General features: G+C 68.7%; 18 protein-coding genes. 3 read left to right on the forward strand and 15 right to left on the reverse strand.

Going from position 1 to position 16,858, the window contains the following annotated elements; all coding sequences use genetic code 11:
* Position 1: 1 nt before the first annotated feature.
* The gene (locus AMYAL_RS0135120; protein ID WP_020635985.1) at positions 2-787 is read left to right on the forward strand and encodes an aminotransferase class IV family protein; all 786 of its coding nucleotides are present in this window, start codon (positions 2-4) and stop codon (positions 785-787) included.
* A gap of 26 nt (positions 788-813) precedes the next feature.
* Here AMYAL_RS0135120 and AMYAL_RS0135125 read toward each other — a convergent pair whose 3' ends face one another.
* The 9 genes from AMYAL_RS0135125 to ruvC form a co-directional block, all read right to left on the reverse strand.
* Entirely contained in the window at positions 814-1,593 is a 780-nt protein-coding gene (locus AMYAL_RS0135125; protein WP_020635986.1) for an enoyl-CoA hydratase/isomerase family protein, read from the reverse strand.
* 30 nt (positions 1,594-1,623) lie between these two features.
* Complete coding sequence (locus AMYAL_RS0135130) at positions 1,624-3,954, reverse strand: RelA/SpoT family protein (protein WP_020635987.1); 2,331 nt, start codon at positions 3,952-3,954, stop codon at positions 1,624-1,626.
* Between the two features lie 78 nt (positions 3,955-4,032).
* Positions 4,033-4,551 (reverse strand): adenine phosphoribosyltransferase, encoded by a 519-nt coding sequence (locus AMYAL_RS0135135; protein WP_020635988.1) that lies wholly within the window; start codon positions 4,549-4,551, stop codon positions 4,033-4,035.
* Between the two features lie 84 nt (positions 4,552-4,635).
* Positions 4,636-5,841: a protein translocase subunit SecF gene (gene secF, locus AMYAL_RS0135140; protein WP_020635989.1), complete on the reverse strand. Its 1,206-nt coding sequence runs from the start codon at positions 5,839-5,841 to the stop codon at positions 4,636-4,638.
* A complete protein-coding gene (secD, locus tag AMYAL_RS0135145) occupies positions 5,838-7,544 on the reverse strand; it encodes a protein translocase subunit SecD (RefSeq protein WP_020635990.1) in 1,707 nt (568 codons plus the stop codon). The genes secF and secD overlap by 4 nt, the downstream gene beginning before the upstream one ends.
* A 232-nt stretch (positions 7,545-7,776) precedes the next feature.
* Positions 7,777-8,175, reverse strand: coding sequence for a preprotein translocase subunit YajC (gene yajC / locus AMYAL_RS0135150; RefSeq protein WP_020635991.1), 399 nt, complete (start codon positions 8,173-8,175; stop codon positions 7,777-7,779).
* A gap of 145 nt (positions 8,176-8,320) precedes the next feature.
* On the reverse strand, positions 8,321-9,403 hold the full coding sequence (gene ruvB, locus AMYAL_RS0135155) for a Holliday junction branch migration DNA helicase RuvB (RefSeq protein WP_020635992.1): 1,083 nt from the start codon (positions 9,401-9,403) through the stop codon (positions 8,321-8,323).
* Between the two features lie 8 nt (positions 9,404-9,411).
* On the reverse strand, positions 9,412-10,011 hold the full coding sequence (gene ruvA, locus AMYAL_RS0135160; protein ID WP_020635993.1) for a Holliday junction branch migration protein RuvA: 600 nt from the start codon (positions 10,009-10,011) through the stop codon (positions 9,412-9,414).
* Positions 10,008-10,592, reverse strand: a complete 585-nt coding sequence (gene ruvC / locus AMYAL_RS0135165) for a crossover junction endodeoxyribonuclease RuvC (RefSeq protein WP_020635994.1) — start codon at positions 10,590-10,592, stop codon at positions 10,008-10,010. The genes ruvA and ruvC overlap by 4 nt, the downstream gene beginning before the upstream one ends.
* A gap of 76 nt (positions 10,593-10,668) precedes the next feature.
* On the opposite strand from ruvC, the gene AMYAL_RS0135170 reads away from it, so the two are divergent.
* Positions 10,669-11,115, forward strand: a complete 447-nt coding sequence (locus tag AMYAL_RS0135170) for a cupin domain-containing protein (protein ID WP_020635995.1) — start codon at positions 10,669-10,671, stop codon at positions 11,113-11,115.
* 545 nt (positions 11,116-11,660) lie between these two features.
* Here AMYAL_RS0135170 and AMYAL_RS0135175 read toward each other — a convergent pair.
* The 5 genes from AMYAL_RS0135175 to AMYAL_RS0135195 all read right to left on the reverse strand — a co-directional run bounded on the left by AMYAL_RS0135175 (position 11,661) and on the right by AMYAL_RS0135195 (position 14,772).
* Complete coding sequence (locus AMYAL_RS0135175; RefSeq protein ID WP_020635996.1) at positions 11,661-12,191, reverse strand: DUF4262 domain-containing protein; 531 nt, start codon at positions 12,189-12,191, stop codon at positions 11,661-11,663.
* Between the two features lie 67 nt (positions 12,192-12,258).
* The gene (locus tag AMYAL_RS0135180) at positions 12,259-13,008 is read right to left on the reverse strand and encodes a YebC/PmpR family DNA-binding transcriptional regulator (protein WP_020635997.1); all 750 of its coding nucleotides are present in this window, start codon (positions 13,006-13,008) and stop codon (positions 12,259-12,261) included.
* A gap of 46 nt (positions 13,009-13,054) precedes the next feature.
* Entirely contained in the window at positions 13,055-13,684 is a 630-nt protein-coding gene (pdxT, locus tag AMYAL_RS0135185) for a pyridoxal 5'-phosphate synthase glutaminase subunit PdxT (protein ID WP_020635998.1), read from the reverse strand.
* Positions 13,685-13,738: 54 nt separating this feature from the next.
* Positions 13,739-14,059 carry an AzlD domain-containing protein gene (locus AMYAL_RS0135190; protein ID WP_020635999.1) on the reverse strand — a complete coding sequence of 107 codons (321 nt, stop codon included), beginning with the start codon at positions 14,057-14,059 and terminating at the stop codon, positions 13,739-13,741.
* The gene (locus tag AMYAL_RS0135195; protein WP_020636000.1) at positions 14,059-14,772 is read right to left on the reverse strand and encodes an AzlC family ABC transporter permease; all 714 of its coding nucleotides are present in this window, start codon (positions 14,770-14,772) and stop codon (positions 14,059-14,061) included. The genes AMYAL_RS0135190 and AMYAL_RS0135195 overlap by 1 nt, the downstream gene beginning before the upstream one ends.
* Positions 14,773-14,840: 68 nt before the next feature.
* On the opposite strand from AMYAL_RS0135195, the gene AMYAL_RS0135200 reads away from it, so the two are divergent.
* Positions 14,841-15,407 carry an XRE family transcriptional regulator gene (locus tag AMYAL_RS0135200; RefSeq protein WP_020636001.1) on the forward strand — a complete coding sequence of 189 codons (567 nt, stop codon included), beginning with the start codon at positions 14,841-14,843 and terminating at the stop codon, positions 15,405-15,407.
* Here the strand turns inward: AMYAL_RS0135200 and AMYAL_RS0135205 are convergent, their stop codons facing one another.
* Positions 15,408-16,787: an APC family permease gene (locus AMYAL_RS0135205; protein ID WP_020636002.1), complete on the reverse strand. Its 1,380-nt coding sequence runs from the start codon at positions 16,785-16,787 to the stop codon at positions 15,408-15,410.
* Positions 16,788-16,858: the final 71 nt, after the last annotated feature.

Raw genomic sequence — 16,858 nt, forward strand, 5'->3', positions numbered from 1 at the left:
CGTGAAGCTGGAGATCAACGGCGCGCCCGCCCGGTCGGAAGACCTGGCGGGCGCGTTCGGCTACGCCCACTTCACCGCGATGCAGGTCCGCGACGGCAAGGTGCGCGGCCTGGACGTCCATCTGGACCGGCTCGTGACGAGCACGCGGCGGCTGTTCGCGAGCGACCTCGACACCGAGGCGGTGCGCGGATACGTCCGGCAGGCGATCCAGGGTGCGGACGCGCTGTCCGTGCGGGTGCTGGTCTTCTCGCGCGCGATGGACTGGTCAGACCCCGGCGCGCCCGCCGCCCCGGACGTCCTCGTCCGGACCGCGCCGCCGAAGGAACACGAGCTGACGCCGCTGCGCCTGCGCTCCGTGCGCTACGAACGGGTACTGCCGGAGGTCAAGCACGTCGGCTCGTTCGGCCTTGTCCACCACACGCGCGAGGCGATGCTGGCAGGTTACGACGACGCGGTGTTCGTCGACTACCAGGGCCGCATCAGCGAGGCGTCGATCTGGAACGTCGGTTTCCTCGACGGCGGCACGGTGGTCTGGCCGCAGGCTCCCGTTCTCGACGGGATCACCCAGCAGCTGATCCGGCGCGGCTTGACGCGCCACGGGATCCCGCAGGAGACCCGCGAAGTCCGGCCGGCGGAGCTGCCGGGGTTCGACGCGATGTTCCTGACCAACTCGGAATCGGTCGGCTGGCCGGTGGCGTCGGTGGACGACGTCGCGCTGCCCTTCGCGCCGGAGACCCGGCGGATCCTGACCGAGGCGTACGAGAGCAACCCCTGGGACGAGATCTAGCCCGACTCGCATTCAAATGCGGCGTCTCAGCGGTAGGTGAATTTAGGCGGCCGCCGCGCGAGGAAGGCGGCAACGCCCTCGGCGTAGTCCTCACCGTGCAGGGCGCCGAGCCGGATCTCGTCCACCTCGGCGTCGGATTCCTGCTGTCCCGCCACGATCTTCTCGATGATCCGGTTCATCCCGCGCACCGAAGCCTGCGACCGCGAAGCCAGCGTCTCGACGAACTTCGCCGTCGACGCCTCCAGCTCGTCGGCGGGGAAGACGTCGTTGAGCAGCCCGATCTCCCGCGCCCGCCGCGCGTCGACGAGCTCACCCGACAGCAGGAAGTACTTCGCGTGCGCCGGGCCGACCAGTGAGACCAGCCGCCGGGTCGAGTCGAAGTGGTAGACGATGCCGAGCTTCGACGGCGTGATGCCGAACCGCGAGCCCTCCGCGGCGAACCGGAAGTCGCAGGCGACCGAGATCTGGCAGCCGCCGCCGATGCAGTTCCCCTGGATCATCGCCACCGTCGGCTTCCGTGACGCCGTCAGCGCCGCCACGGCCCCGTCCACGGCCTTGTCGTAGGTTTCGGCCGCGTCGGCGGTGGATCGCAGGTCCTGGAACTCGCTGATGTCCGCGCCCGCCGAGAAATGCGCGCCCGCGCCGGTCAGGACCAGGACCTTGATCGCCGGATCCGCCTCCACCCGCGCCACCACGTCCGGGATCGCCGACCACATCCCGTAGGTGATCGCGTTCATCTTCTCCGGCCTGGTGAACGTCAGCCGCGCGACCTCGCCGTCGCGAGTGAATTCGAACCCGTCAGTCATGCTTCGAACCTAACCGGACCCCACTCGCGATCACGAAGCCGAAGTGACCCGATACACGTCGTAGACGCCCTCGACACCTCGGACCACCTTCAGCACGTGCCCGAGATGCTTCGGGTCGCCCATCTCGAACGAGAACCGGCTGACCGCGACCCTGTCCCGCGACGTCGTGACCGACGCGGACAGGATGTTGACCTTCTCGTCCGCGAGCACCTTGGTGACGTCGGAGAGCAGGCGGTGCCGGTCCAGCGCCTCGACCTGGATCGCGACGAGGAACACCGACGACGCCGACGGGGCCCATTCGACCTCGACCAGCCGCTCGGGCTGAGCCGTCAAGTCGTCGGCATTGGTGCAGTCGGTCCGGTGCACGCTGACACCGCCACCGCGGGTGACGAAACCGAGGATCTCGTCGCCCGGCACCGGCGTGCAGCAGCGGGCGAGCTTGGCCCAGACGTCGCTGGCGCCCTTCACCACGACACCGACGTCGTTCGAGCCGCGGCGGCGGGTGACCGTGGACGGTGTCGCCCGCTCGGCGAGTTCCTCTTCCGCCTCGTCGACCCCGCCGATGAGCGCGACCAGCCGCTGCACGACGTGCTTCGCACTGGTGTGGCCCTCGCCGACGGCCGCGTACAGCGAGCTGATGTCCGGATGCCGCAGTTCGGTGGCGACCGCGCCCATCGATTCGGCGGAGACCAGCCGCTGGATCGGGAGGCCGACCTTGCGGACCTCCTTGGTGATGGCCTCCTTGCCACCTTCGATCGCCTCGTCGCGGCGTTCCTTGGCGAACCACTGCCGGATCTTCGCGCGGGCCTTGGGCGACCCGGCGAACTGCAGCCAGTCGCGGCTCGGTCCCGCCGTCTCGGCCTTCGAGGTGAAGATCTCGATGACCTCGCCGTTCTCCAGCTTGCGCTCGAGCGCGACGAGCCTGCCGTTGACGCGGGCACCGATGCAACGGTGCCCGACCTCGGTGTGCACGGCGTAGGCGAAGTCGACCGGGGTCGAATCGACCGGCAGCGTGATCACGTCGCCCTTGGGCGTGAACACGAAGATCTCGCGCGAGGCGAGCTCGTAGCGCAGGGACTCCAGGAAGTCTCCGGGGTCTGCGGCTTCACGCTGCCAGTCGAGGAGCTGGCGCATCCACGCCATCTCGTCGACGTCCATGGCGTTCCCGTTGTGGGTGCCCTTGGTCTCCTTGTACCGCCAGTGCGCGGCGATGCCGTACTCGGCGGTGCGGTGCATCTCGTAGGTCCGGATCTGGACTTCCAGCGGCTTGCCGTCCGGGCCGATCACCGTGGTGTGCAACGACTGGTAGACGCCGAACCGGGGCTGCGCGATGTAGTCCTTGAACCGGCCGGGGACCGGCTGCCAGAGCGCGTGGACGACGCCCATCGCGGCGTAGCAGTCGCGGACGTCCTCGACCAGGATCCGCACGCCCACCAGGTCGTGGATGTCGTCGAGGTCGCGCCCGCGGACGATCATCTTCTGGTGGATCGAGTAGTAGTGCTTCGGCCTGCCCTCGACCTTGGCGGTGATCCGCGAACCTTCGAGGTTGCCGGTCAGCTCGGTGATCACGGACCGCAGGTAGGTGTCGCGCGAAGGCGCGCGATCGGCGACCAGGCGGACGATCTCGTCGTACTTCTTCGGCTGCAGGATGGCGAAGGCCAGGTCCTCCAGCTCCCATTTGACCGTCGCCATGCCGAGCCGGTGCGCCAGCGGGGCGAGGACCTCCAGGGTCTCGCGAGCCTTGCGGGCCTGCTTCTCCGGCGGGAGGAAACGCATGGTGCGCATGTTGTGCAGCCGGTCGGACAGCTTGATGACCAGCACGCGCGGATCGCGGGCCATCGCGATGACCATCTTGCGGATGGTCTCGGCCTCGGCGGCCGTGCCGAGCTTGACCTTGTCCAGTTTGGTGACGCCGTCGACGAGCTCGCCGACCTTCTCACCGAAGTCGGCCTTCAGGCTCTCCAGCGAGTACCCGGTGTCTTCGACGGTGTCGTGCAGCAGTGCCGCGACCAGCGTCGTCGTGTCCATGCCGAGTTCGGCGAGAATGGTCGCGACGGCGAGCGGATGCGTGATGTACGGGTCGCCGGACTTGCGCCGCTGCTCACGGTGAAGCTCTTCGGCGACGTCGTAGGCGCGCTGGAGCAACGCGAGGTCGGCGTTCGGATGCAGCTCGCGGTGGATGACGGCGAGTGGCTCGAGGACCTGCTTGACCGGGGCGGCGCGTTGCGCGGTGATCCGGCGGGCGAGACGGGCGCGAACCCGGCGCGTCGCGGATGGCGTCGGCGCTGCCCCCTGTCGCGCCGCACCGTTCTGCTCGGTGCCGTCCTTCGAGGACACCGCGGCATCGAGCTCTTGGCTCACCCGCACCTCCTGCGCTTCGTGCGGCCTTCGGACATCAAGGGTAACCGCTCCCCCTCGCGGCTCACTTGGTACGCCCGTTCAACACACCCGGAGGGCCTCCACGCGACGCCCCTCAAGGACGGAACGACCACCGAGCGCCCCGAGTTCCATGACCACCGAAACCCCGGTGACCTGCACCTTCGCGTCTTCCAGCAGTTTGCAGGTGGCCGCGACCGTGCCGCCGGTGGCGAGCACGTCGTCGAGAACCGCGACACGCTGCCCCGGCTGGACGACGCCTTCGGGAAGTTCGACGGTCGCCGTCCCGTATTCCAGGGTGTACCCGACCCGGCCCGCGACCCTCGGCAGCTTTCCGGGCTTGCGGATCAACGCGACGCCGAGCCCCCTGGCGTAGCCGACGGCGGCGGCCAGCAGGAACCCGCGCGCCTCCACGCCCGCCAGCAAGTCGGCATCGGGATCGACGGTGGCGGCCAGCGCGTCGGTGACGGCCTTGAAGCCCCCCGCGTCGGCGAACAGCGGACTCAGGTCGCGGAACAACACGCCGGGTTCCGGGAAGTCCGGCACGTCGGCGATGAGGTCGAGTGCCTTGTCCAGCTCCATGTACTTCCTGCTCTCCTGAACACCAGGAAAGGTCCTTTCCTCACGGAGTTCGCGAGAAAAGGACCTTTCCTGGCTTGAAACCGGTTACTTCTTGCGTTTGCCCGACGGACGGCCCTTGTGGGCCTTCTGGGTCCGGGCCGGGACGCTCGCCGCGGCGGCGTACGCCTTCTCCTTGCGGAGTTCGGCGGCGAGAGAGTCCTCGTCGTTCGGGTCGAAGTCGTCGTCGTCGCGCTCGGCGGCCTTGCGGGCCTGGCTCGCGCGCCGCGCGTGGACCCGGTCGGCCTGCTGACGGAACTTCGGATCACGCATCTTGAGGTCCACCAGCAGCGGGGTGGCCAGCGCGACTGAGGACAGCACGCCGACCACGGTGCCGGTGAGCTGCACCAGCGCCAGGTCCTGCAGGGTGCCGGAGCCGAGCAGGATGTACCCGACGACGAGCAGGCCGAGGATCGGCAGCATCGCGATCAGCGCGGTGTTGAACGACCGCATCAGCGTCTGGTTCAGCGCCAGGTTGGCCGCCTCGCCGAACGTGCGGCGGGTGAGTCCGAGCAGGCCGCGCGTGTTCTCACGGACCTTGTCGAACACCACCACCGTGTCGTATAGCGAGAACCCGAGGATCGTCAGGAGGCCGACCACCGTCGCCGGCGTGACCTCGAAGCCGATCAGCGAGTACACGCCCGCCGTCACCACGATGTCGTGCAGGAGCGAGATCAGCGCCGCCGCGGCCATCCTGGTGTCGAAGTACAACGCCAGGAACAGCGTGACCGCCAGCAGGAACACCCCGAGCGCGATCAACGCCTGCCGCGAGATCTCCCCGCCCCAGGACGCGCTCACCGCGCTGTCACTGATCGCTTGGACACTCGGCTGCCCGTCGGACCCGATCGGACCCAGCTTCTCGAACAGCGCCTCTTTGAGCTTGTTGACCTCGGACGTCTCCAGCGTTTCCGAACGAAGCTGGATGGTCGAGGAGCCGCCCGTTCCGACCTTCTGCGCCTCGTCGGCGGGCCTGCCGAGGGCTTCGGCGAAGACGTCCTTCGCCTGCTGCTCGGTGATCTGCCCGCTCTTGCCGTTGGCGGGCATCTGGATCTGGGTGCCGCCTTCGAAGTCGATCCCGAAGTTGAACCCCTTGATCCCCATCGACGCGACGCAGACCAGGACCAGCGCGCCGAAGAAGAGGTACCAGCGCTTGCGCTTGCCGACCACGTCGAACGCGCCCGTGCCCACGTAGAGGCGACGGAAGATGCTGTCGCGCTTGCCCGCAGTGGTGGTGTTGTCGTCGACCACGGTCACGCCTCCTTGACGTTCGGGCGACCGGTGGCGGGACGGGCCGCCTTGCGCTCCGAGCCCAGTTGCTGCACGGCACCGAGGCCGAGGTTCTTGGGGTTGGACAGGACCTTCGACTTCGACCGCGAGATCAAGGCGACCAGCGGGTGCGTCACGAGGTAGACCACGACGAGGTCGAGCACCGTCGACATACCGAGGGTGAACGCGAAGCCCTTGACCTCACCGACGGCCAGCCAGTACAGGATCGCCGCGGCGAGGAAGCTGACCGCGTCCGACGCCAGAATCGTGCGCTGGGCACGGGACCAGCCGCGCGGCACCGCGGACCGGAACGTCCTTCCCTCGCGGATTTCGTCCTTTAGTCGTTCGAAGTAGATGACGAACGAGTCGGCGGTGATACCGATCGCGATGATCAGACCCGCCACGCCGGCGAGGTCGAGGGTGTACCCGATCCACCGCCCCAGCAACACCAGGACCGCGTAGACGAGGGAGAACGACAAGGCGAGCGAAAGGATCGTCAGCACACCGAGCAGCCGGTAATAGAACAGGCAGTAGATGAAGACGATCAGCAGGCCGATACCGCCCGCGATCAGGCCCGCCTGCAGCGACGCGAGACCCAGCGTCGCGGACACCGTCGTCGCGTCCGAGGACTCGAACGACAGCGGCAACGAGCCGTACTTCAGCACGTCCGCCAGGTCCTTCGCCTCGGCCTGGCTGAACCGGCCGGTGATCTGGGTCTGGCCGCCCAGGATCGCGGACTGGATGGTCGGCGCGGAGACGACCTGCGTGTCGAGGACGAACGCCGCCTGCTTCTGGACGTTCTTCGAGGTGAAGTCGCCCCAGATCCGGGAGCCTTCGCCCTTGAAGTTCAGGTTGACGACCCACTGGGAGTTCTGGGTGTCGTAGCCCGAGGAGGCGTCGGAGATCTCCGTTCCGGGAAGGAACTCCGGCTCCAGCAGGTATTTCGCGGTGTTCTTGTCACCACAGGCGACCAGCGGCTTGTCGGTGAGGTCGTTGCCGACCAGCGGGTCCGTCACCTTGGGGTCGCAGTTGAGGGCCGAGAAGGCCTTCTCGGCGGCCGCGGCCTGCTTCGCCTGGTCCGTCGAAAGCAGATCGGGATTCTGCCGGAGCTTCCGGGCCTCCTCGATCTCCTTCTTCGTCTGCTCGTCGGAATCGCCACCGGGCTGCTGCTGCGGCGCACCGGCGGCGCCACCGCCACCGTTGGCCGGGCTGCTCGGCGGTGCGCTCGCGCCCGGAGCACCCGAAGACGACGGCGGTGCCGATGACGGCGCGCCCGAGGCCGGCGGGTTCGACGGCTGCGGTACCGGGGTCACCGGCTGCGACGTCACGACCTTCCGGAAGCCGAGCTTCGCGGTCTTGCCCAGGGTCTTGGCCTGGTCGCCCTGTTCGCCGGGGACGGTGATGACGACGTTGCTGCCGTCGAGGACGACCTCGGTGCCACCGACGCCGATACCGTTGACCCGGCGCTCGATGATCGAGCGGGCCTGTTCGAGGGACTCTCGCGGAGGGTCGCCGCCGTCGGGATTACGGGCGGACAGGGTGACCCTCGTGCCGCCTTGCAGATCGATGCCGAGTTTCGGCGTCGGCTTGCCGCCACCGGTGAAGAACACCAGTGCGTACAGCGCCACCACGATCAGGGCGAAGAAGGCGAGATAGCGTCCCGGGCGGAGATGCCCGGCCGGTGCGGCCACTGTGCTTCGGTCTCCTCGGACGGACTGGGTTTTCCCCAATGGACTTGGCTGTTCACTCGCCGGACGGGAGTCCGGTGGTACCGCGAACCTGCCTCGATGACGATGCCCGGTGAACGGGCACGACTATGACGACGGACACGCACGCAGCACCGAGACACTACTCGGTGCTGCGTGAGCCCGGCGTTGGCCCCGCACCTACGAAAGTCTGGTGTCGGGGATGGCCTTACAAGCGCTACTTCTTGCCGTGCTCCAGCGGAGGAGCGATCTGCGCGCCGGTCTTCTCTTCGACGCGCTCGTCGTCCTTCGACTCGACGACCGGCTCCTCGACGAGGGCCTCGTCGTCGATGGTGTCCTCGTCGGTCTCGACGACCGGCTCGACCTTCTCACGGACGGCCTGGCGCAGCCAGGTGGTCACGACGCCCGGAGCGATCTCGAGGTCGATCGTGGTGTCGGCGGAGGCGTCGGCGACAGACGCGTAGAGACCGGAGGTGGTCATCACCCGGTCACCGGGAGCAAGGCTCGAGAGCAGCTCCTGCTGCGCTGCCGCCGCCTTCTTCTGCTTACGGGTGCCCATGACGAGAGGAATCGCCACGACGGCCATCAGGAGCAGCGGCAGCAATAACTGGTTCATGATTCTCCATTTCGAGCGGACGCCGCGCGGTGCGCTGTTTTGTCCGGTTTGGCGGGGTGTGCTCTACCCGAGTGTGCCAGGTGCCAGCGGAAACTCCACCACCACCCGTCGCCACCACAGGCCTCGGACCTCGCGATTGGTCTGGTCAGTCCTGGTCGAACAGGCTCGGGCCACCCTGCTCGCCACGTGTGGCGCCGGCCGGAACCGGCAGGCCGAGATGTTCCCAGGCGGCCGCTGTGGCGACCCGGCCGCGAGGAGTGCGGGCGAGCATACCGGCGCGGACCAGGTAAGGCTCACACACCTCTTCCACCGTAGTCGGTTCTTCCCCCACCGCGACGGCCAGCGTGGACACGCCGACGGGGCCGCCCCCGAAGGACCTGACCAGCGCCGTCAGCACCGCGCGGTCGAGCCTGTCGAGGCCGAGTTCGTCGACGTCGTAGACCTTGAGCGCGGCGCGCGCGATCTCACGCGTGACCTTGCCGTCGGCCCGGACCTCGGCGTAGTCGCGCACCCGGCGCAGGAGCCGGTTCGCGATCCGGGGCGTGCCGCGGGAGCGGCGGGCGATCTCCGCGCAGCCGTCCCGGTCGATGTCGACGTCGAGGATCGTGGCGGCGCGGCGGGCGACGAGTTCCAGTTCACTGTCGCTGTAGAACTCCATCTGCCCGGTGAAACCGAACCGGTCGCGCAGCGGACCGGTCAGCGAACCGGATCTGGTGGTGGCCCCGACCAGCGTGAACGGCGCGATCTCCAGCGGGATGCTGGTGGCGCCGGGTCCCTTGCCGACGACGACGTCGACGCGGAAGTCCTCCATCGCGAGGTACAGCATTTCCTCGGCGGGGCGGGCGATGCGGTGGATCTCGTCGATGAACAGGACGTCGCCGGGCGCCAGGTTGGACAGCATCGCGGCCAGGTCGCCCGCGCGTTCCAGCGCCGGCCCCGAAGTGATCCGGATGGCGGCGTTGAGTTCGGCGGCGACGATCATCGCCATACTCGTCTTGCCCAGCCCCGGCGGGCCGGAAAGCAGCACGTGATCCGGCGGAACTCCCCGGCGGCGTGCGCTCTCCAAGACGAGTTCGAGCTGCTCGCGCACGCGCGGCTGGCCGACGAACTCGTCCAGTTTTCGCGGGCGCAGCGTGGTCTCGACCTCGCGTTCGCCCGTTTGCGGCAGCGCGGACAGCGTCTCGGTGTCCTCGCCTGCCTCGAATTCCGTCACGGCCTCATAGTCCATGTGGCGGGTTATCGCTTACGTCCGAGGGTGGCCAACGCGGCACGCAGCACGGAGGACGTCGTGTGGCCTTCGCCCTCGCCGAGCACCTTGTCGACAGACTGTTCAGCCTGCTTGGCCGGGAAGCCGAGACCCGCGAGCGCCTCGACGACCTCGTTCCGCAGCGCGCCGGGCGCGACGACCGCCGGGGAACCGTCGGTCGGGCCGGCGAGCGCGGTGACCTTGTCGCGCAGTTCGAGCGTGAGCCTCTCGGCGCCCTTGCGGCCGATGCCGGGCACCTGCGTGAGCACGGTGATGTTGCCTTCGACCAGCGCGGACCGCAGCTTGTCGGGATCGAGGACGGCCAGCGTCGCCAGTGCGAGCCGCGGGCCGATCCCGGAAACCGTCTGCAGCAGACCGAACAGCTCGCGCGCGTCGGCGTCGGCGAAACCGAACAGCGTCAAGGAATCCTCACGGACCACGAGCGCGGTGTGCAGCCTCGCCTCCTCGCCGCGGCGAAGCGTCGCGAGGGTGGCGGGGGTGGCTTGCACGGCGAAGCCCACTCCCCCGACCTCGATCACGACGTGGTCGAGACCGATGGCGAGGATTTCGCCGCGTACCGAGGAGATCATCGAGCCGCTCCCTGTGCTTTGGCTTCTTTGGCCGCGGCGGCGAGCCGGGCCTTGTGGTTCTTGGCGATCTCGGCCGCCCTGGCCTCGGCTTCGGCGAGCCGGACCCGCATCGGCTCGCGCCACAGGTGGCAGATGGCGAGCGCGAGCGCGTCGGCGGCGTCCGCCGGATGCGGTTTGACCTCGAGGCCGAGCAACCGCATGACCATTGCGGTGACCTGGGCCTTGTCCGCGCGGCCGGAGCCGGTGACGGCCGCTTTGACCTCACTCGGCGTGTGGAACACGACCGGCAGCCCGCGTTTGGCGGCCGCGAGCGCGACGACGCCACCCGCCTGCGCGGTGCCCATCGCGGTGCGGACGTTGTGCTGAGCGAAAACCCGTTCCACTGCGACGGCCTCGGGCTTGTAGCGATCGAGCCATCGCTCGACGGCGTCGGATATCCCCAGCAGGCGCACGGAAAGATCCGCTTCAGGCGGCGTCCGCACGACTTCGACGGCCACGGGGCGGACGGTGCGGCCCGTGCCGCCGTCGACCACTCCGAGCCCGCACCTGGTCAGACCGGGGTCGACCCCGAGTACCCGCACGCGTTTCCCTCCGCTCCGGCGAACATCAGTTCGAGGACTGAGGCTACCCGGAGCTGCCTCCGGGCAAGATGAGGACATGCCGAGCTTCGACGACTTCACCGCCCATCTGGGTCTCCAGCCGCTGCCCGTGGAGGGCGGCCGCTGGGCGCAGAGCTGGCGCGACGAGACCGCTTCGGCCATCTATTACTTGCTCGTCCCGCCGGAGAACTCGGCACCGCACCGGCTGGACCGGCTGGAGATCTACGCCCACCACGCGGGCGCGCCGGTGCGGATGCTGCTGCTGTACCCCGACGGGCGGATCTCCCGGCCGGTGCTGGGGCCGGACGTCGCGGCCGGGCAGCGTCCGCAGGTGGGGGTGCCTGCCGGGGTCTGGCAGGCGTCGGTGAGCACCGGTGAGTGGAGCCTGCTCGGGACGGTGGTGGTGCCGCCCTACACCGACGACTGTGTGGAGTTCCGGTCCGCGGCGGCTTTGGCCGCGGAGTGGCCGGGAGCCGCAGAGGACCTGGCCACTTGGCTTGAGTGAGCGTTCGTGCGGGCAGCCTCAGCCGGAGTCCGGCAATGTCTGACTCGCGGACCATGACGGGTCTCGTGAGTGCTGAGACGGCTGGAGCCAACCGTGTCTCAGGCACCTTCGGCCGGGCGGTTTCGCGTGACCAGTGGGACGACACACGTGACTGAGTGGACGGCACGCGTGATTGGACGGACGACACAGCGGCGGACTCGGCCGTGGCTGTGTCGTCCGTCCAATCACGTGTGCCGTCCGTCTGATCACGCGTGACGTCCGTCCAGTCACGCGAAAGTACCGGCTCAGCCCATCGTGAGTGGCGGTTCGGGTTCTGGCGGACCCGTATTTGCCCACCCACGGGAATCCGGTCTCGCGTCGGTGTCTTCGTGCTGGGCGGAAGGTGTGACGGGGGAAGATTCGGGACGTTCAACGTCCCGAATCTTCCCCGCTCGGCCGTCATGCGGGACATGCCCGCGCGACCGGCGCCCTTCGTGCAGGTCAGGCGCAGGTGGGCAAACACCGGTCCGCTCTAACGCGAATCGCCACTCACCAGACCGCGGACCTCAGGGGCCGTCGACGCCGGGCGTCCAGCTCTCCGGATCGCCGGATTCGGTCAGCACCGGCTGGTACTGCTCGAAGCCCTCCGGCGCGTCCGGATGCCAGGGGAAGTGCCCGTCCGGCGTGGCGACGATCAGCTGCAGCGCCGGGAAGTCCCCGTCCGGGTAGATCAGGAACGCGCTCCCGAAGTACTCGGGATAGTGCCCCTTCGCGACCCGTTCGAAGACCACCGCCGCGCCCTCGAAGAAATCGTCGTAGCGCTTGCCGACCTCGAAGATCTCGCCCGCGGCCGCACGGTCGACGTAGGCGTCGAGCAGGACCGGCCCCATCTGCCCCGGCAGTCCGATGACGACCGCTTCCGCCACGTTGTGCAGTGCCCAGGCGCACGCGGTGAAACAGAAGGGCGCGTCGTTCTCGTCGCCGTCGACCGCGATGACCGCGTTCCCTCTCGCCTGCGCCTGCGACTCGATCCACTGGACGAGTTCGGTTTCTTCGGCGGTGAGGGCATCGGCTTCGGAGGTCGTCACGCGCGACATTCTGCCCCACGCGGGCGCCCGCACCTAGCCCTGGGACCGTTTTTCCGCGGCACGGCGGGAAAAACGATCAGCCGACCTCGGCCATGACCTCATCGGACACATCGAAGTTCGCGTAGACGTTCTGCACGTCGTCGCAATCCTCGAGGGCGTCGATGAGCTTGAAGACCTTCTTCGCGCCGTCGACGTCCAGCGGGACGCTGACCGTCGGCAGGAAGGTGAGATCCGCGGACTCGTACTCGAAACCGGCTTCCTGCAAGGCTTTCCGCACCGGGACGAGGTCGGTGGCCTCGGAGACGATCTCGAAGTTCTCGTCGAGGTCGTTGACCTCCTCGGCGCCCGCGTCGAGGACGGCCATGAGGACGTCGTCCTCGGCGGCCTCACCCTTGGGCATGATCACGACGCCCTTGCGGTTGAACATGTAGGCGACCGAACCGGGGTCGGCGAGCGAGCCGTTGTTCCGGGTGAGCGCGGTCCGGACCTCCATGGCGGCACGGTTCTTGTTGTCGGTGAGGCATTCGATCAGCACGGCCACACCGTTCGGGCCGTAGCCTTCGTAGGTGATGGTCTGCCAGTCGGCGCCGCCCGCTTCCTCACCGGCGCCGCGTTTGCGGGCGCGTTCGATGTTGTCCTGCGGGACCGAGTTCTTCTTGGCCTTCTGGATGGCGTCGTAGAGCGTCGGGTTGCCGTCCGGGTCACCACCGCCGGTGCGTCCCGCCACCTCGATGTTCTTGATCAACCGGGCGAAGAGCTTGCCGCGCTTCGCGTCCAGGTTGGCCTTCTTGTGCTTCGTGGTGGCCCACTTGGAGTGGCCGCTCATCTCTCCTCCATCTACTCCTGTGCCCGCCGCTGAGCACCGGTTTTGCTTAAGCTTGCCGCACGAGGTCGACGAACAGCCTGTGCACGCGTTCGTCCCCGGTGAGTTCGGGGTGGAACGACGTGGCGAGAACCGCCCCCTGCCGGACCGCGACGATCCTAGCGGCCGCGTCGTCCGAGCCCGGCATTTCGGGGACACTGGCGAGTACCTCGACCCCGTCGCCCACTTTTTCGACCCACGGGGCGCGGATGAACACAGCGTGCACCGGACCGCCTTCGATGCCGGTGAAGTCGAGGTCGGCCTCGAACGAGTCCACCTGCCGCCCGAACGCGTTGCGCCGCACGACGACGTCGAGCCCGCCGAGTTGCTGCTGGTCAGGCCGTCCGTCGAGGGCCTGGCGGGCGAGCAGGATCATCCCGGCGCAGGAACCGAACGCGGGCAGGCCACCCGCGATGCGCTCGCGCAGGGGTTCGAGCAGTTCGAAGGTCTCGAGCAGCCTCGACATGGTGGTCGATTCGCCGCCGGGCAGCACCAGGCCGTCCACTTCGGACAGTTCGCTCGCGCGGCGGACCGGCAGCGCACGGGCACCGGCGCGCTCCACCATCGCGGCGTGCTCCCGCACGTCACCCTGCAGTGCGAGCACGCCGACCACCGGCCGTGCTCCCGTCGCGATCGCCACCCGACCTCCCGAAAGACCTTCCCCTCAGCTTAGGCGCCCAGGGGAACGGCCAGGTCAGGGGACCCCGGCCAGCCGCAGCAAGGCGGCGGTCGCCGCCGCCGCGACGACGACCAGCGCGAACGGCACCTTGCGCCAGGCGAGCACGCCGCCGACCAGGACACCGGCGGGCCGGGCGTATCCGGCGAACTCGTGCCCTTCGGTGAGCGCGGCGACCGCGACCAGCGCCGCCAGCAGGACGATCGCCGACCGTGCCATCAGCTTCTCGGCCTTGGGCGACACGGTGAACCGCGTCTTCAGCACCGGTCCGGCGAACCGGAAGGCAAAAGTCCCGGCCGCGAGCACGCCGCCCGCGATGATCAGGTCCAGCGGATCCATCAGCGCACTCCCTCGGGTTCACGTTCGGCGGGTTCCTTCGCGGCCACTCCGGCCAGCACGCCGACCAGCGCGAGCAGGACCGGCAGCCCGGCGGGCAGGAACGGTGTCGTGGCCAGCGCGACAGCCACGCCGAGGACCACCGGCAGCCGGGTGGCACGGTCGCGCAGCGACGGCAGGACCAGTGCGAGCAGGACCGCCGGGAAGGCCGCGTCGAGGCCGAAGGCGTCGGTGTCGCTGATCGCCGTCCCGGCGTACGCCCCGGCGAGGACACCGATGTTCCAGCACACGAACAGCCCGATCCCGCACACCCAGTACGCCGCCTTGCGCCGCTCTTCGTCTCGCTGGGCCAGCGCGAAAGCGACCGATTCGTCGATCATCAGGTGGCTGCCGACGATCCTCGACGACCACCGCTTCCCCAGGACGTCGCCGATCGCGAAGCCGAACGGCAGATGCCGCGCGTTGGCCAGCAGGCCCGCCGCGACGGCCGCGACCGGGCTGCCGCCGGCGGCGATGATGCCGACGAACATGAACTGCGAGGCACCCGCGAAGACGAGCACCGACAGGAGCATCGGCGCCCAGATCGGGAAGCCGGAACCCACCGCGATCGCGCCGTAGGAGATGCCGACAATGATGTCGGCGAGGCAGACCAGCCCGATGTCACGGAGAAGATCGCGCCCCAGGACACGAGTGGTTGTTCGCCATATCGAACGCATAGTGTCATACAATGAACGAACGCAGCCATGTTCGTCAAGGCGAACAAAACGACCGATGGAGCGAACGCATGTCCCCGACCGCGTCCGACGGCGCACCACTGGACGTCATCGCCACGTCCCTGCGGCGGGAACGCGCCCGCACCGGGCTGTCCCTCACCGAGGTCGCCAAACGCGCCGGCATCGCGAAATCCACGCTCTCCCAGCTGGAGTCCGGGGCCGGGAACCCGAGCGTCGAGACGATCTGGGCGCTGTGCGTCGCGCTCGACATTCCTTTCTCCCGTGTGGTCGAACCCGAGCGCCCCCGCGTGCAGGTGATCCGTTCGGGCAACGGGCCGACGGTGTTCGCCGAACACGCCGACTACGCGTGCACGCTGCTCAGCTCCTGCCCGCCCGGTGCCCGGCGCGACGTCTACCTGATTCGCGGCGAGCCCGGACGGCCCCGGCTTTCGGATCCGCATATGAGCGGCATCGTCGAGCACATGGTCCTCAGCGCCGGACGGGCCAGGGTCGGGCCACAGGACGACCCTGTCGAGCTCCTGCCCGGCGACTACATCTGCTACCCCGGCGACATCCCGCACATCTTCGAGGCGCTCGAACCGGGCACGTACGGCGTCGAGATCGCGGAGTACACCTGATCAGGCGGCAGGCTCGTCGGACTTCTCTTCGGTGACGTCGGCGAGCTTCCAGCCGCCCTTCCGCCGCAGCACCAGGAGGTAGTACCCGATCGACAGCAGGACGACGCAGGCCGTGACGATCAGGCTCGGCCGTCCCACCGCCGGGTCGAGCAGGTTCTGATAGACCACGAACACCAGCACGGCCAGCGCCAGCACCGGCGCGACCGGGAACCACGGCATCCGGTACTTCGCGTGCGAGGTGGCGCCGGTGCGGCGGCCGATGATCGCACCGAGGCACAGCGCCGCGTAGACCGCCACGATCGACGTGCTCGTCACCACCAGCAGCAGTTTCGGATCGACGAAGCAGAGCAGCGCGGCCACCAGGCCGGTGCCGACGGTGGCCACCCACGGCGTCCCGAACTTCGGATGCACCGCGGACAGCGCCCGGTTCACCGGCGACGGCCACGCGCTGTCCCTGCCGCTGCTGAACAGCATCCGCGAGCTGATCAGCACGATCGCCAGCACCGCGTTGATGATCGCGAGCGCGACCGCCAGGCCGAGCACCGTGTCGAGTGTTCCGCCGCCGCGCGAGCCGATGAAGTAGGACAGCATGTTCTCCGAGGCGAACAACGCGTTCAGATCGGGCGCGCCGAGCAGGACCGCGGTCACCGGGATCAGTTCGGCGAGCACCGTGATGCCGAGCGCCATCAGGATCGCGCGGGCGATCCCGCGGGAGGCGTCCTGCGTCTCCTCGCCGAAGTACACCGCCGAGCCGTAGCCGTTGTAGGCGAAGATCGCGACCGAAGTGGCGATCGCGATGGCGCCGACCGTGGCCGGGCTCCCGTCGGAAGCGACCGGATGCGCGAGCAACTCGCTGAACGACCGCGCCGGATTGAACAGGCCGAGGGCGCTGACCACGATCAGCGCGAGGATCTCGATCGCCAGGAAGATCCCGGTCACCCAGGCGTTGAGCTTGATGTCGAACACCCCGACCACGGCCGCGACCACGCAGGTCACGGCGGCGATGACCGGGCCGGGCACGCCGGGCAGGAGCACGCCGAGGTAGGTGCCTACGCCGAGCGCGATCACCGCGACGATGAGCACCTGGGTGATGATCATCAGGCCCAGTACGGCGAACCCCGGCAATCGGCCGAGCGTGCGGGTGACGATCGCGTACTCGCCGCCTGCCAGCGGGAACGCCGACGCGAGCTCGGCGTAGACGAAGGCCATGAACACGCCGACGACCGCGGCGGCCACGAAGCTGTAGAAGGCGCCCGTCCCGGCGCCGGAGATCACCCCCGGCGCGATGATGAAGACCGACGAGGCGGGGCTGATCGCGGAGAGCGTGATGAGCAGCGTGCCGAGGGTGCGCAGACCGCGGCGCAGGGCGGGAGTGGACACGGCCGACCTCCTACAAGGTAGGTTCCTTGAAACTCCTTCGAAGAACTGTTGAGCACGCATCAAAGGCTCTC

The sequence above is a fragment of the Amycolatopsis alba DSM 44262 genome, assembly GCF_000384215.1.
Taxonomy (GTDB): Bacteria; Actinomycetota; Actinomycetes; order Mycobacteriales; family Pseudonocardiaceae; genus Amycolatopsis; species Amycolatopsis alba.

What these genes read in the sequence shown, in the direction of transcription:
- AMYAL_RS0135125 (WP_020635986.1), bottom strand. Translation starts at nt 1,593, where the DNA reads ATGACTGACGGGTTCGAATTCACTCGCGACGGCGAGGTCGCGCGGCTG.
- AMYAL_RS0135135 (WP_020635988.1), bottom strand. Translation starts at nt 4,551, where the DNA reads ATGGAGCTGGACAAGGCACTCGACCTCATCGCCGACGTGCCGGACTTC.
- yajC (WP_020635991.1), bottom strand. Translation starts at nt 8,175, where the DNA reads ATGAACCAGTTATTGCTGCCGCTGCTCCTGATGGCCGTCGTGGCGATT.
- ruvB (WP_020635992.1), bottom strand. Translation starts at nt 9,403, where the DNA reads ATGGACTATGAGGCCGTGACGGAATTCGAGGCAGGCGAGGACACCGAG.
- ruvA (WP_020635993.1), bottom strand. Translation starts at nt 10,011, where the DNA reads ATGATCTCCTCGGTACGCGGCGAAATCCTCGCCATCGGTCTCGACCAC.
- AMYAL_RS0135170 (WP_020635995.1), top strand. Translation starts at nt 10,669, where the DNA reads ATGCCGAGCTTCGACGACTTCACCGCCCATCTGGGTCTCCAGCCGCTG.
- AMYAL_RS0135175 (WP_020635996.1), bottom strand. Translation starts at nt 12,191, where the DNA reads ATGTCGCGCGTGACGACCTCCGAAGCCGATGCCCTCACCGCCGAAGAA.
- AMYAL_RS0135180 (WP_020635997.1), bottom strand. Translation starts at nt 13,008, where the DNA reads ATGAGCGGCCACTCCAAGTGGGCCACCACGAAGCACAAGAAGGCCAAC.
- AMYAL_RS0135190 (WP_020635999.1), bottom strand. Translation starts at nt 14,059, where the DNA reads ATGGATCCGCTGGACCTGATCATCGCGGGCGGCGTGCTCGCGGCCGGG.
- AMYAL_RS0135195 (WP_020636000.1), bottom strand. Translation starts at nt 14,772, where the DNA reads ATGCGTTCGATATGGCGAACAACCACTCGTGTCCTGGGGCGCGATCTT.
- AMYAL_RS0135200 (WP_020636001.1), top strand. Translation starts at nt 14,841, where the DNA reads ATGTCCCCGACCGCGTCCGACGGCGCACCACTGGACGTCATCGCCACG.